This is a genomic window from Alphaproteobacteria bacterium HT1-32 (genome assembly GCA_009649675.1).
In the GTDB taxonomy this organism is placed as follows: Bacteria; Pseudomonadota; Alphaproteobacteria; order Rhodospirillales; family HT1-32; genus HT1-32.
In genome coordinates, this window is the sequence record WJPL01000002.1 from 353,707 (window position 1) to 367,095 (window position 13,389).

Here is a 13,389-nt window from a genome sequence, read left to right on the forward strand (position 1 = left end):
ATGATAGGTAAGTCCTTGTTATGGTTAACGCTTGCAGCGTTTCTTGTTTCTCTCACGGGAACCGCTGCCCATGCGCAGAACCAACCGTCTTCCACGACGGACCCTGCGGTCTTTTCTGCGGACGAAGTGCTGTATGATGACCAGCTTGAGATCGTCACCGCCCGCGGCAATGTGGAAATCGTGCAGGGGGGACGTACACTCCTCGCCGATCTGATTTCCTATGATCGCAAGCAGGACATTGTGACTGCCTTCGGGAATATTTCTCTGCTGGAGCCGTCCGGTGATGTCATCTTTGCCGAGAAGGTTGAACTGAGTGGCGATCTGAAAACCGGGGTGGTGACTGAAATCCGGATTCTGATGGAGGATAACTCACGCTTTGCCGCTCGTGGCGGACGCAGAACCGATGGCAATCTGACGGAACTCAAACGGGCCGTCTATTCACCCTGCGAACTGTGCAAGAATGACCCGGAAGGGGCACCGCTGTGGCAGATTCGTGCCGCTGAGGTGAACCATGACCAGAAAGAGCAGACCATCGAGTATTACGATGCCGTGATGGAGTTCTACGGTATCCCGTTCTTGTATCTTCCCTATTTTCAGCATCCGGACCCGACCGTTAAACGCAGAAGCGGCTTTCTGGCACCGACATTCGGGAATAATTCTGACCTCGGGTTTTTTACGCAGACGCCGTATTTCTGGAATATCAACGAGCATGAAGATGCAACCTTTACCCCGATCATAACGTCTCAGGAAGGCGCTGCCGGGCTGGCGGAATATCGCTGGCGGGGCATGAAGGGGCGGTTCGATATCGAGACCAGTATCACGGAAGACAGCAATGATGATGTCCGTGGCCATATTTTTTCAGAAAGCCGCTTTGATATTGATGATACCTGGCGCTGGGGACTGGATGTTCAGCGATCAACCGATGACACCTATCTCGACCGTTATCAGTTGTCTGGCGAAGATGACCTGACGTCACGCGCCTATGTCGAAGGGTTCAGCGGTCGGCGATATGCTTCGGCTTCTGCCTATGCGTATCAGGGATTGCGTGAGGATGATGATCCGGGTGAGGCACCTCTGGTTTTGCCTTTTGCCCAGTATGATTTTGTTGGCGAGCCGACAGAAGGCAGTGGCCGGTATTTTACTTTTAATGCCAATACACAGGTCCTGCAGCGCAGCGATGGTACGGATAGCCGGCGTATGTCACTCAAGGGTGGCTGGAACATGCCCTACACCGGCCCAATGGGTGACGAGGTCGTTGTCAGTGCGACAGTTCAGTCTGACCTTTATCATGTGAATGATGTCAATGTCGGCAATGGGCGGACCGAAAACGGCTTTACCGGTCGCGTCTTCCCCCAGGCATCTGTGAACTGGTCCTGGCCGCTGGTACGGGATCAGCAGGGCGCACATCAGATCGTCAAGCCAATGGTTTCTGCCGTTGTTGCCCCTTATGGGGGGAACCCTTCTGACATACCGAATGAAGACAGTCAGAATTTCGAGTTTGATGATACCAATCTGTTCAGTGCCAACCGGTTTACCGGCTATGACCGCGTTGAAGGCGGGCCCCGGCTGAATTACGGCATGAACTGGGGCTGGTATGGTAATGGCGGCGGTCGTACGGAAGTGCTGGTCGGCCAGAGTTTCCGGGTTAAGGAGGATGATACCTTTACGCAGGAAAGTGGCTTGCAGCAGCACTTCTCTGACCTTGTCGGACGGGTTGAAGTTGCCCCGACCAATTCATTGTCCTTCCTCTACAGGTTCCGTCTTTCCAAGGAAAACCTGGAGCCGCAGCGTCAGGAAATCGGATTTTCCGGCGGTGAACGTGCTTTATCCATCGGTCTGAACTATATTCAGGTTGAACGACAGGGATCCGGTGACGAGTTCGACGCACGTGAAGAAATCTCTCTGAATGGGCAGAGCCAGCTTTCGAAACACTGGATTGCACGTGCGGATGGCCGGCGCGATCTGACATCTGACGGTGGATGGCTGAGAATCGGTGCCGGTCTGAGCTATGAAGATGAATGCTTCGGCTTTTCGCTAGACTATGTCCGGAGCTTTACCCGGGACCGCGATGTGAACGCAGACGATACATTCATGTTACGCTTTCTTTTCAAGAATCTTGGCGAAGTCGGGAGCCCGGTGGGGTAATGCGGGGGATCATCAGGAACATCAGCCGGAGAAGTATAGCAGCGTCTTTTGCCCTGGTCTGTCTGCCGTTTCTTGTTGTACCGGGAGATAGCGCGCAGGCACAGGACTTTCGTGTTGCCGCTGTCGTGAATGATGACATCATCTCGACACTCGACCTCGGTGCCAGGGTTGAGATGATTGTGGCCTCCAGCTCCCTGCCTCGGACCAATGAAGTGCGTCAGCGTATCGCGCCACAGGTGCTGCGAACCCTGATTGATGAACAACTGAAGTTCCAGGAAGCGAAGCGGCTGGATATCACAATTACACCGACTGATATCAGCACTGCCGTTGAAGTTATTGAAAAGCGGAACCGGATACCGGCGGGACAGTTCCAGCAGGCAATGGAGTCCAATGGCGTTCCCTTCGAATCAGTGATGGATCAGATCCGCGCCGATATTGCCTGGAACAAGATTGTCGGTCGCAGGATCGCCAGCCAGATCACTCTGGATGATGTTGAGGTTCGGGAAGCAACCGAGCGTTTCAAGTCAGTCATGGGCAAGCCCGAGAATAATTACAGTGAAATTTTTCTGTCCACTTCCCCGCCGGCTGATCGCTCAGCCGTTGAGCAACTGGCTGATCGCCTGATCAATCAGATCCGGGATGGTGCGCCCTTTGTCGAGGCAGCACGGCAATTTTCTCAGTCGGCTTATGCTTCTGAAGGCGGTGTCGTGGGCTGGGTCGCTCCGGGAGATACAGAGCCGGAAATTGAGGCGGCCCTGAATCGCCTGGAACCGGGAGAGGTCGCTGGCCCGGTCGAGACAATCGGAGGACTGGCCATTCTGCGTCTGAATGACCGGAGAATGATCGGTGGTACCCCTTCGGTTACCATCGACCTGAGCCAGGCCATCGTTGAATTGCCGGCAAATGCCAGTCAGGCCGATATCGACAAGGCCAGAGGTACCGCCAGTCAGATCGCGGCGCAGGCTGTTACCTGCGAACAGTTCGGACAGCTGGGGCAGCAGCTTGGCTCATCGCTGTCGGGTCCGTTGGGTAAATTGCAGCTTCAGGAAATGCCGCAGGCTATTGCCAGTGTTGTCGGCCAGCTTGCTACAGGGCAAAGCAGCCGCCCGGTCAGAACCGATGCGGGGATTGCCGTCTACAGGGTTTGTGACCGCACGGAAGAAAAAAACGAGATATCGGAGGAACAGGTCCGGGATCGTATGCGCCTTCAGCGCCTGCAACTTCGTGCTGAACGCTATCTGCAGGATTTGCGTCGCGCGGCATTTGTGGAAATCCGTCTCTGAGTGATCTGTCACATATCCGGTTACCGCTTGCCGTTACCATGGGAGATCCGGCAGGCATTGGCGGTGAAATACTGTTGGCTGCCTGGAAGGCGTTGCGCGGAAGCGACAGCAGCTTTTTTGCAATCGATGACCCTGAACGGCTTCGGAAGCTCGCCAGCCATCTGGGATGGGATATCGAGATAGCTGAAATCTCCGGCCCGCAGGATACTGCCGCTGTTTTTCCGGATGCTTTGCCCGTTTTTGTGCGGCGACTGCCTCATCCGGTGGTGCCCGGACAGGGTGACAGCCGTAATGGCAGGGTTGTCATCGATGCCATAGAGACCGCAGTCCAGATGGCGACAGCAGGACAGATCGGGGGGCTGGTGACCAACCCGATCAACAAGGCGGTACTTTACGGTGCCGGTTTTACCTATCCCGGTCATACCGAATTTCTGACAGCACTGGCCGGTGTCGAGACCCCGCTGATGATGCTGGCGAACAGCGAACTGCGTGTGGTCCCTGTCTCCATTCACGAATCGCTGCGGAATGCGGTGATGAACCTGTCAATTGATGCGATTGTTCGCAAAGCGCGTATTACGGACCGTGCCTTGAGAGAGGACTTTGGCATCGCTGAACCCAGGCTGGCAGTTGCAGGGCTGAACCCGCATGCGGGCGAGGGCGGGGCGATGGGCACCGAAGAACAGACTATCGTAGGGCCGGCGATTGATATTCTGCGATCCGAAGGCGTCAACGCAATCGGACCAATGCCACCGGATACGATGTTCCATGCCGCAGCCCGGCGCGGTTATGACGTGGCGATCTGCATGTATCACGATCAGGCACTGATCCCTCTGAAAACCATCGACTTTGACGGCGGTGTGAATGTGACCCTCGGGTTGCCGTTTGTCCGGACCAGCCCCGATCACGGGACCGCCTTCGATATTGCGGGTACAGGCAAGGCTAATCCTGAAAGCCTGATTGCTGCAATCAGGCTGGCGTCCGATATTGCCGCTAACCGGACGCAACTGCGAAGATGAGTTCTCATCTGGATGATTTGCCGCCGATCCGCGAGCAACTGGCCCGGTATGGGCTGCTGGCGAAGAAGTCGTTCGGGCAGCATTTTCTGCTGGATCTGAATCTGACAGGACGGATCGCCCGCGCCGCAGGTGATCTGAGCCGGGGCAGTTGTGTTGAAATTGGTCCGGGACCGGGCGGTCTGACCCGGGCCTTGCTTGCCGCCGGAGCGGCCGAGGTGATCGTCGTCGAAAAGGATCTGAGGTTTCGGCCTGTTCTGGATGAGATCGGAGCCTGTTGTCCCGGGCGTCTGGAGATCATCGAAGCCGATGCGCTGAAGACGCAGACACATGAACTGGGAACTGCCCCGCGCCGGGTCATTGCCAATCTGCCTTACAATATCTCGACACCTCTGCTGATCGGCTGGCTCCGCCATATCGCGGATTTCGAGAGCCTGACGCTGATGTTCCAGAAGGAAGTTGCACAACGTATTGCCGCCGCACCGGGCAGCAGCAATTACGGGCGCCTGTCCGTCATGACCCAGTGGCTTTGTCATGCTGAAATTCTGTTTGATGTGCCAGCCCGTGCCTTCACCCCGCCACCGAAAGTGGACAGCGCAATCATCCAGTTGCATCCGAAAGAGAACCCGCCGGATGCAGCGACCTTTGCGAGAATGGAACAAACCGTCGCCCGGGCCTTCAATCAGCGCCGCAAGATGGTTCGTTCCAGCCTCAAAGGCTATGATTTCGAGGCGGCGGGTATCGACCCGACAGTCCGGGCAGAACAATTATCCGTAGATGATTTCCTGCGGCTGAGCAGGGCCTCTGACTGAGACCCTAGCTGTCGCGCATATCGTTGGTGAAATCAGCCAGCCCGATCTGCCGTTCACGTTTCAGGCGCTCTGCTGCAAGAATGGAGCGGGCGCTGGAAATGCTGCGGTTAAGGTCGTCATTCACGATGACATAGTCATATTCCGACCAGTGTGACATTTCGTCGAGCGCCTTCGCCATCCGTCCCCTGACGACCTCGTCGCTGTCCTGCGCCCGGCTGCGCAACCTGCGTTCCAGTTCCGCGACGGAAGGCGGCATGATGAAGACACGAACCAGATCCCTCGGTGCTTTCTCGGAAAGCTGCTGTGTTCCCTGCCAGTCGATGTCGAACAGAACGTCGCGGCCTTTTTTCAGGGCTTCCTCAACCTGAAGCCGAGGGGTGCCATAGTAGTTGTCGAACACCTTCGCATGTTCCAGCAGCCCGTCATTGGCAACCAGATTGTGGAATTCGGGTTTCTCGATGAAGTGATAATGCATCCCGTCAACTTCAGAGGCTCTCGGTGTGCGGGTTGTTACGGAAACCGACATCGTCAGGTTGTCGTCGTTATCCAGCAGAGAGCGGGAAATCGTGCTCTTACCGGCACCGGAAGGCGACGAAAGCACCAGCATCAGGCCACGACGTCTTATCTGCATCATCATATTTCCTTATTCGACATTCTGGACCTGTTCGCGGAATTGCTCGATCACGGATTTCAGGTTCATCCCGATCCCGGTCAGTTCCACATCGTTGGCCTTGGAGCAGAGGGTGTTGGCTTCCCGGTTCAGTTCCTGACAGAGAAAATCAAGTTTCCGGCCAATCTGGCCCCCGTCCTTCAGTAGCTGGCCGGCGGCATCACAATGAGCTTTCAGCCGGTCGAGTTCTTCGCGAATGTCGGCTTTTGCGGCGAGCAGCAAGGCTTCCTGGCCAAGTTTCTCACTATCAAACCGGTCATCGTTTCTGGTCAGTCGTTCGATTGACTCGCGCAATCGCTGGAGGAAAATTTCGGGTCTTTCCTCTGACCGGGCTTTTGCGGCCTCTGTCAGTGAGCGTATGTCGGCAAGGAAGGAGGTGAGGAGTTGTTGCAGGGCGCTGCCTTCAACCTGCCGCATGTCGACCAGTGCTCTCAGTGCTTCACTGAACAGATCACCTGCTGCGGTAATATCCTCTTCGCGCCATCTCGGACCGTCTGAAGGGGCGTCTGACATATCCAGAACACCACGAACCGAAGCAAGCACATCAAGACGTGGAGGGGCGCTGCCGGTCTCGCGGGCCATCTCTGCGCAGGTGTCGAACAGTTCACGCAGCAGTTCACGATTGATCTGACAGGTGGGGGCGGCGGCCTCTTTCTGCACCGTCAGGTTCGCGGTGAGATTCCCCCGCCCGAGCTGCTGGTCCGCCAGCTTGCGGCATTTCAGTTCAGTCGCTTCAAAGCCGCCGGGCATACGGAAGCGGATGTCGAGGCCTTTGCCGTTGACGCTTTTCAGTTCCCAGACAAACCGGGTTCCGTCGATTTCCGTCTCGGACCGGGCAAACCCGGTCATGCTCAGCACCTTCGCCATATCTTCCTCGCATCGTGAGGCTCTTCTATAGGATGACATTCCGGTCCGGAAAAGGATTGCGTTGATCGGCAAAGCACCGCAATTCTTGCCCCATGCTGATCAGAACGCTCTCCATGCTCATTCTTTGTGCCACGCTTGTTGCCTGTGCCGTTATCCCGCAGGCGCCGGAAATGGCCCTGCAGGATTTACGGTTGCGACAGGCTGATGGCGAGTTGATTCCTGTCACCGGGATATTCAGGGCGGCAACTATCGGCGAGTCCGCGGGACGGGGAACGCCGGAGGGTATTATCGCACGCAAGGATCTTGGCCCGGTTCTCGACTGGCTGGCGTCACATGATGCGAATAATGACGGTTACCTGCATACTGACGAACTGAATGCGGCCTGGATATTACTGGCTGCCTGGTCTGTAACAGGACGCCCCTATGAGGCCAGCAGCCTGACTGACAGCAAGGGAATCACAGTCAGAATGCTGTCATTGTCGGCTGAGGACCGCGACTGGCTCGGCAAGATCATCGAGAGGGATCCGGCAACAGCCAGATTGCTGTCAGAGGCGCGGTTACGGCTGGCACTGGCAAAGGACAGCCGGATGACAACACAGAGTCTGTTCATCGGGCCATGGTTTTGAGTGGCAAACCTGCATCCATCCTGATTACAGGGGCCTCCAGCGGTATCGGTGAGGCACTGGCCTGTGCTTATGCAGCCCCTGACGTGAGCCTGTTCCTGTCCGGGCGTGACCCGGAAAGACTGGAACAGGTCGCAAATCGTTGCCGGGAATTGGGCAGCATGGTCGATGCCGCTGTCATAGATGTGACAGATCGTGAGGCAATGGACCGGTGGATATCTGCGTCGGATGATGTCCGCCCGCTTGATCTGGTTATTGCCAATGCCGGTATTTCCGGCGGGTCAGGCAGCGGGACAGAGACAACAGCCATCATGCGCCGGATTATGGACGTCAATGTAGGTGGTGTCCTGAACACAATCGACCTTCCGCTGCGCCGGATGGCGGAGAGAGGGCACGGCCAGATCGCGCTGGTGGCCTCTCTGGCGGGATATCGGGGATTGCCCAGTGCCCCGGCCTATTCAGCTTCCAAGGCGGCTGTACGGGCTCTGGGGGGCGGTCTGAGGCCGGTTTATGCCACACGGAATGTTCGTGTGAATGTCATCTGCCCGGGATTTGTTGTAAGCCGGATTACCGACAGCAACAGTTTTCCCATGCCGATGCTGATGCCGGCGGACAAGGCGGCAAAGATCATCCGGTCCGGACTGGGGCGTAATCAGGCGACGATTGCATTCCCCTGGCCAATGGCGTTCTCGGGCTGGCTGCTGGGGGCTTTGCCGGGCTGGGCTGCAGCCCCCTTGCTGAGACGCATGCCGGCAAAATCACCGGACTGCGGCTAGGTCTTCACTCTTCAACCTCTTTCAGACTGAGGCTGAGGGCGGCACCGGCTATGGCCATCGCAGACAACATCAGCAGGGCATAGGCAATCGACAGCGAGGCGACGAGGGCGCTGATACCGCCGATGGCCAGCAGCACCAGACCAATGATCGTGTTGCTGACGGCAACATAGGATGACCGGGTGTCACTGGTGGCTATATCGACAACATAGGTTTTCCGGCCCAGTCGGACACCGGCATGCCCAAGTCCCAGAATGAAGACTGCGACGGCGAAACTGTAGGGCGATGTAAGAAGCACTGAGTTGCTGAGATCAAGCAATCCGATTGCGATACCGGTAAGCCCGGCCATCATTCCGCCGGCAACCATGACCAGGCGGCTGGAGACATCAGATAATCTCCCCCATACAGGGGCACTGAGAGCCCCGGCAAGGGCAGAACCAACCATCAGCCCTCCCAGACCCTGAAGACCGTCAACACCGGACGACTGGGCCAGTACGGCAAAATACGGGCCGGACAGGGCGGTCCCCAGCAGCAGGGCGCGGGACAGGACGAATTTGCCGAAGTCCGGATCATCAAACACCAGTTTCAGGCTCTCAATGGCAACGGCAGCGGCATTTCCGCCGCCACCCGTTGATCCGGGGGCTTCCGGCAGCAGGGCGTAAACCACGGCCCCGGCCAGCCAGAGGGCAGCGGAGATGATCAGGGCCTGTGACAGTATGGTCACGGAACGTCCGTCACCTGTCAGATTAAGCCAGATACCAAAGGCCAGAATGACAAAAGCGGATGCACTGGTTGCATAGCCGCTCAGGGTTCCCCTGCGTCCTCTGGATACGGTTTTCCCGAGCACATCCTTGGCGGCAATTGAGCAGATGCCTCGTGACAGGCTGAACAGAATCACCAGCCCGACGACGGACCATCCGGCGGTGGCACCTTCCAGCGTCAGAAACACCGTAGCTGTTGCGAAAACCGCAATTCCCTGCAGAACGGCACCAACGACCCAGAACCATTTGCGCACAGGTCTTCGCCGGATGAAGGCTGCGACGATGAGCTGTGGCGCCATAGAGAGGGATTCGCGAAGCGGGGCAATCAGAGAAATAGCGGCACCGGGTGCGCCAACTGCTGACATCAGCCAGGCCAGAACCACCTTCACATCCATCAGCCCGTCGCCGATTTTGGTCAGAACCTGAGCGATCAGCTGAAGCGTGAAGCTGACGGGCTGTGCATCACAGGCACTGTCCGGAATATCTTTGCAGACGCGGGCATCTTCGTCCCCGGTCAGGATTTCGTATATGTTGGTGGCAGCGACCCGGGATGCGTTGCCGGATGCAGTCTCGCTGGTCATTATATCCGCTCTTTCGGCTCGATTATGATTTGTCGTATTTTCCACTACAGATTTGATTACCGCTCAGGGGAGAGACAAGCTTGAATTCGTCAACCAGTCTCCGGTTATTCGGAGCAACCTACAGTGTTTATACACGGATTGCCCGGCTGGCATTACTGGAGAAGTCTGTCCCGTTCGAGTTCGTCGCCTTCGATATCTACGACCCCGGGACATTCCCGGACGGTTATACGGATCTGCATCCGTTCCGGAAAATTCCGGCATTGCAGCATGGTGGCGTGGGCCTTCATGAAACACAGGCTATCACCCGCTATGTGGACCGGGCACTGGATGGCCCGAGCCTGCAACCATCGGATCCTGTGGCGGCGGCCTGGTGTGACTGCGTTGTTGCCATGAATGATGCTTACGGGTTTTCGGCTCTCATCAAAGGGGTTTATGTCGAGCGGATCAGCAAACCGGCGCGGGGACAGGCCTGTGATGAGTCCGTGGTCGGGGCATCACTTGATATTGCCGACAAGTACCTGCGCCGTCTGACTGAAGGCAGGGCCGGACGGGACTGGCTTGCCGCCGATAATGTGACGCTGGCAGATATCCACAGCTATCCGATGATCCGGTATCTCTGGCTGGAACCGGATGGCCGAAAGCTGATTGAGAAGCACCCCGGGATCAATGAATGGATGATCAGATTCAGTGAACGCCGGTCGGCACGGGAAACCCTGCCTCCGGCAGAGGCCGCTGCACAGTAACAGGACATTCGCAATGCAGGACCAGGAGCCGGAAAAACACTCCGGCTTGCTCCTTGCCCCGGTCTGGAGAATGATGTCCGGAGATATCGCCATCGGAGGTTTCGGCATATGAATGAATCAGAATTTCGGTCCGCTGCGGAGCAGGGGGGCTTTGAGGTACCTGTCGCCAAGTCCAAGGCCGCAGGGGTGTTTAATGACACGCATACCCACGATGATGACGTTTTCCTGTTGATAACCGGCGGCGAGATCGTGATCGAACTGGAGGGTGAACGGCGTGTCTGTGGCCCGGGGGACAGCATTATGGTTGCGGGAAATGTTCCGCATACTGAACGGGTCAGTGCCGAGGGTGTTTCCTATCTGGCAACCAGGCGGGCGGGCGGATCCTGACATTGTCAGCCCTGCTGAAAGGGACGTAATTCCAGAGACTGGACCGCCCTTCTGTCGTTCGGATGATGTCAGTTATTGCCCTGTTGCTGGCTGCGCAGTCGTCGCCATTTTGCGACATTCCGGTTATGGTCTGCCAGCGACGTTGCGAAAGCATGGCCACCTTGACCGTCGGCAACAAAGTACAGGTAATTGCTTTCCGCCGGGTTGAGGACGGCCTCAATGGCGGCGCGTCCGGGGTTGGCGATTGGCCCCGGCGGCAGTCCGGCATTGCGGTAGGTGTTATAGGGCGAATCAATGGCCAGGTCGGCTTTTGAAATGCTGCGGCCAAGCGGGCCGGAGCCGTTGGTGACGGCATAGACGACCGTCGGATCCGATTGCAGGCGCATTCCCCTGTTGAGGCGATTGATGAATACCGATGCGACCAGCGCACGTTCCTGTGCGACGCCGGTTTCCTTTTCGATGATGGAGGCCAGTATCAGCGCCTCTTCCGGTGTCCTGATCGGTAATCCTTCGACACGGGTGGGCCACAGTTCGTCGAGTGCGCTATTTGAAGCCGACTTCATTCGCTGGACCAGCGCGCCCCGGTCGTCACCATAGGTGAAATAGTAGGTTTCCGGCATCAGCATGCCTTCATCGACCGACGCCGGTGTCTGGCCGGTCAGTCCGTCGGTTATGTCGATGATGTTCAGCACCTGCTGCGTGGTCAGGCCTTCCGGAATGGTGATGCGGCGGCGTACCGGCTGGGCGTTCAGCAGTACCGACATGACGGTGTGGGCGCTGGCACCGGCAGGGAACATGAACTCGCCGGCGCGAAGCCCGCGCTGTGCGTCTTCCAGCCGGACACCGATTCGGAAAACAAGGGGATTGGTGATGACGCCTTCGCGATGAAGCAGATTGGCGATTCCTTCAACACCGGTGCCGCGCGGGATAACGAGGTTCTTGTCGGTGGACAGCGGGCCGGATTTGTTGAACTCACCTTGTACCCAAAAAAATGCGCCGCCAGCCAGAATGGCTGCGACGCATATCAGGAGAAAGACAATGCGCAGGAAACCGATCACGCAAATTCCTTGAAGATCACCGTTGCATTGGTACCGCCGAAGCCGAACGAGTTCGACAATACGGCACGGATCCGGCGTTCCTTGGCTTGTTTGGGCACCAGATCAACCCCGACACAACCATCAGACGGATCATCAAGATTGAGTGTCGGCGGCGCAACCTGGTCGCGAATGGCAAGAATTGAGAAAATTCCCTCAACGGCACCGGCAGCACCCAGCAAATGCCCGATGGCTGATTTTGTTGATGACATCGAGATGTCTGACATCGCACCATCAAACAGCCGGGTAACAGCCCCGAGCTCGATTTCATCCCCCAGCGGCGTCGATGTGCCGTGGGCATTGATGTAATCAATATCCGTGGTGTTCAGCTCGGCACTGCGGAGAGCTGCCTGCATGGAGCGGAAACCGCCATTGCCGTCAGCCGCCGGAGCGGTGATGTGATAGGCATCACCTGACAGCCCGTAACCGACGACTTCAGCATAAATTTTCGCACCACGGGCCTTTGCGTGTTCCAGTTCCTCAAGAACCAGTACGCCGGCCCCTTCACCCATGACGAAGCCGTCACGGCCCTTGTCATAGGGGCGGGATGCCTGTTCCGGTGTATCATTATATTTCGTGGAGAGCGCCTTTAGTGACGAGAACCCGGCGATACCTACGGGGCAAATTGCCGCTTCTGCGCCGCCAGCGACCATGACATCTGCATCGCCATAGCGGATCAGCCGCATGGCGTCACCAATGGCATGCGCTCCGGTCGAACAGGCGGTAACGACTGAATGGTTCGGTCCCTTGAATCCGTACCGAATGGAAACATTACCGGACGCAAGATTGATCAGCGCTGCCGGAATGAAGAAGGGACTGACACGTTTGCCGTTATGAAAATCAACGGAAGTACGTTCAATCTCCGGCAATCCGCCGATCCCGGAACCGATCATGACGCCGGTTCGCAACAGGGATTCCTCGTCTTCGGGCATCCATCCGGAATCTTCGACGGCTTCCTGTGCAGCGGCCATCGCAAAGATCACGAATGCATCCATCTTCCGCTGCTCTTTCGGCAGGATGAAGTTGTCTGCGTTGAAATTGCCTTCACCATCACCCAGTGGCACATCACCGGCTACCTTGGAAGGAAGCCGTTCCGTGTCGAATTTTGTGATGGAGGTAATCCCGGACTCACCATTGAGCATCCGCTGCCAGGTCGTTTTCACGCCTGCACCAAGCGGCGTCACGGCGCCCATTCCCGTAACTACGACTCTACGCATTGTTTCTTCCGGTCTGTCGATCGGAAAACGGCGCGGCAGTGATTCCGCCGCGCCAGTCCCGGATCAGGAGTTGCTCTCGATGTAGGAAATCGCATCCTTGACCGTCAGAATTTTTTCCGCCGCGTCATCAGGGATTTCGCAACCGAACTCTTCTTCGAAAGCCATAACGAGTTCGACTGTATCCAGGCTATCGGCGCCCAGGTCATCGATGAAGCTGGCGTTCTCGGTCACCTTTGCTTCTTCAACGCCGAGATGCTCGACAACAATCTTCTTTACCCGATCACCTACATCACTCATGTCAGATTTCCTTGTTCCTGAACTGTTATATTAGCAGCATTGTTCGCTATATGCGCCCGCCGCCCGGAAAGCGGGCGGTTAGGTATCATATGTCTTCTAGCTTGGCCAGCGCCACGGCCAAAC

The 13,389-nt window shown here is 57.0% G+C and carries 14 protein-coding genes; 8 read left to right on the forward strand and 6 right to left on the reverse strand.

Annotation, left to right across the window (positions count from 1 at the left end; translation table 11 throughout):
• The 4 genes from lptD to rsmA are packed head-to-tail and all read left to right on the forward strand — an operon-like array spanning position 1 to position 5,253.
• On the forward strand, positions 1–2,145 hold the full coding sequence (gene lptD, locus GH722_13110; protein ID MRG72702.1) for an LPS assembly protein LptD: 2,145 nt from the start codon (positions 1–3) through the stop codon (positions 2,143–2,145).
• Entirely contained in the window at positions 2,019–3,428 is a 1,410-nt protein-coding gene (locus tag GH722_13115; protein MRG72703.1) for a hypothetical protein, read from the forward strand. Before lptD ends, GH722_13115 begins: the two co-directional genes overlap by 127 nt.
• Complete coding sequence (gene pdxA, locus GH722_13120) at positions 3,425–4,444, forward strand: 4-hydroxythreonine-4-phosphate dehydrogenase PdxA (GenBank protein ID MRG72704.1); 1,020 nt, start codon at positions 3,425–3,427, stop codon at positions 4,442–4,444. Before GH722_13115 ends, pdxA begins: the two co-directional genes overlap by 4 nt.
• Positions 4,441–5,253: a 16S rRNA (adenine(1518)-N(6)/adenine(1519)-N(6))-dimethyltransferase RsmA gene (rsmA, locus tag GH722_13125; GenBank protein ID MRG72705.1), complete on the forward strand. Its 813-nt coding sequence runs from the start codon at positions 4,441–4,443 to the stop codon at positions 5,251–5,253. The genes pdxA and rsmA overlap by 4 nt, the downstream gene beginning before the upstream one ends.
• Positions 5,254–5,257: 4 nt before the next feature.
• Here the strand turns inward: rsmA and GH722_13130 are convergent, their stop codons facing one another.
• The gene (locus GH722_13130; protein MRG72706.1) at positions 5,258–5,884 is read right to left on the reverse strand and encodes a guanylate kinase; all 627 of its coding nucleotides are present in this window, start codon (positions 5,882–5,884) and stop codon (positions 5,258–5,260) included.
• A gap of 12 nt (positions 5,885–5,896) precedes the next feature.
• On the reverse strand, positions 5,897–6,829 hold the full coding sequence (locus GH722_13135; GenBank protein MRG72707.1) for a YicC family protein: 933 nt from the start codon (positions 6,827–6,829) through the stop codon (positions 5,897–5,899).
• Between the two features lie 53 nt (positions 6,830–6,882).
• Here GH722_13135 and GH722_13140 point away from each other — a divergent pair, with 53 nt between their 5' ends.
• Both GH722_13140 and GH722_13145 read left to right on the forward strand, forming a co-directional pair.
• Positions 6,883–7,416, forward strand: a complete 534-nt coding sequence (locus tag GH722_13140) for a hypothetical protein (protein MRG72708.1) — start codon at positions 6,883–6,885, stop codon at positions 7,414–7,416.
• Complete coding sequence (locus GH722_13145; GenBank protein MRG72709.1) at positions 7,407–8,189, forward strand: SDR family NAD(P)-dependent oxidoreductase; 783 nt, start codon at positions 7,407–7,409, stop codon at positions 8,187–8,189. Before GH722_13140 ends, GH722_13145 begins: the two co-directional genes overlap by 10 nt.
• A 4-nt stretch (positions 8,190–8,193) precedes the next feature.
• Here GH722_13145 and GH722_13150 read toward each other — a convergent pair whose 3' ends face one another.
• Positions 8,194–9,528, reverse strand: a complete 1,335-nt coding sequence (locus GH722_13150) for an MFS transporter (protein ID MRG72710.1) — start codon at positions 9,526–9,528, stop codon at positions 8,194–8,196.
• 80 nt (positions 9,529–9,608) lie between these two features.
• On the opposite strand from GH722_13150, the gene GH722_13155 reads away from it, so the two are divergent.
• Positions 9,609–10,271, forward strand: a complete 663-nt coding sequence (locus GH722_13155; GenBank protein MRG72711.1) for a glutathione S-transferase family protein — start codon at positions 9,609–9,611, stop codon at positions 10,269–10,271.
• Positions 10,272–10,379: 108 nt separating this feature from the next.
• The gene (locus GH722_13160) at positions 10,380–10,658 is read left to right on the forward strand and encodes a cupin domain-containing protein (protein MRG72712.1); all 279 of its coding nucleotides are present in this window, start codon (positions 10,380–10,382) and stop codon (positions 10,656–10,658) included.
• A gap of 68 nt (positions 10,659–10,726) precedes the next feature.
• Here the strand turns inward: GH722_13160 and mltG are convergent, their stop codons facing one another.
• The 3 genes from mltG to GH722_13175 all read right to left on the reverse strand — a co-directional run bounded on the left by mltG (position 10,727) and on the right by GH722_13175 (position 13,266).
• The gene (gene mltG / locus GH722_13165; protein MRG72713.1) at positions 10,727–11,713 is read right to left on the reverse strand and encodes an endolytic transglycosylase MltG; all 987 of its coding nucleotides are present in this window, start codon (positions 11,711–11,713) and stop codon (positions 10,727–10,729) included.
• The gene (gene fabF / locus GH722_13170; GenBank protein MRG72714.1) at positions 11,713–12,969 is read right to left on the reverse strand and encodes a beta-ketoacyl-ACP synthase II; all 1,257 of its coding nucleotides are present in this window, start codon (positions 12,967–12,969) and stop codon (positions 11,713–11,715) included. The genes mltG and fabF overlap by 1 nt, the downstream gene beginning before the upstream one ends.
• A gap of 63 nt (positions 12,970–13,032) precedes the next feature.
• Positions 13,033–13,266 (reverse strand): acyl carrier protein, encoded by a 234-nt coding sequence (locus GH722_13175; GenBank protein MRG72715.1) that lies wholly within the window; start codon positions 13,264–13,266, stop codon positions 13,033–13,035.
• Positions 13,267–13,389 lie beyond the last annotated feature (123 nt).

What these genes read in the sequence shown, in the direction of transcription:
- GH722_13130 (MRG72706.1), bottom strand. Translation starts at nt 5,884, where the DNA reads ATGCAGATAAGACGTCGTGGCCTGATGCTGGTGCTTTCGTCGCCTTCC.
- GH722_13115 (MRG72703.1), top strand. Translation starts at nt 2,019, where the DNA reads ATGCTTCGGCTTTTCGCTAGACTATGTCCGGAGCTTTACCCGGGACCG.
- GH722_13140 (MRG72708.1), top strand. Translation starts at nt 6,883, where the DNA reads ATGCTGATCAGAACGCTCTCCATGCTCATTCTTTGTGCCACGCTTGTT.
- lptD (MRG72702.1), top strand. Translation starts at nt 1, where the DNA reads ATGATAGGTAAGTCCTTGTTATGGTTAACGCTTGCAGCGTTTCTTGTT.
- GH722_13160 (MRG72712.1), top strand. Translation starts at nt 10,380, where the DNA reads ATGAATGAATCAGAATTTCGGTCCGCTGCGGAGCAGGGGGGCTTTGAG.
- GH722_13175 (MRG72715.1), bottom strand. Translation starts at nt 13,266, where the DNA reads ATGAGTGATGTAGGTGATCGGGTAAAGAAGATTGTTGTCGAGCATCTC.
- GH722_13145 (MRG72709.1), top strand. Translation starts at nt 7,407, where the DNA reads ATGGTTTTGAGTGGCAAACCTGCATCCATCCTGATTACAGGGGCCTCC.
- fabF (MRG72714.1), bottom strand. Translation starts at nt 12,969, where the DNA reads ATGCGTAGAGTCGTAGTTACGGGAATGGGCGCCGTGACGCCGCTTGGT.
- rsmA (MRG72705.1), top strand. Translation starts at nt 4,441, where the DNA reads ATGAGTTCTCATCTGGATGATTTGCCGCCGATCCGCGAGCAACTGGCC.
- GH722_13135 (MRG72707.1), bottom strand. Translation starts at nt 6,829, where the DNA reads ATGTCATCCTATAGAAGAGCCTCACGATGCGAGGAAGATATGGCGAAG.
- GH722_13150 (MRG72710.1), bottom strand. Translation starts at nt 9,528, where the DNA reads ATGACCAGCGAGACTGCATCCGGCAACGCATCCCGGGTCGCTGCCACC.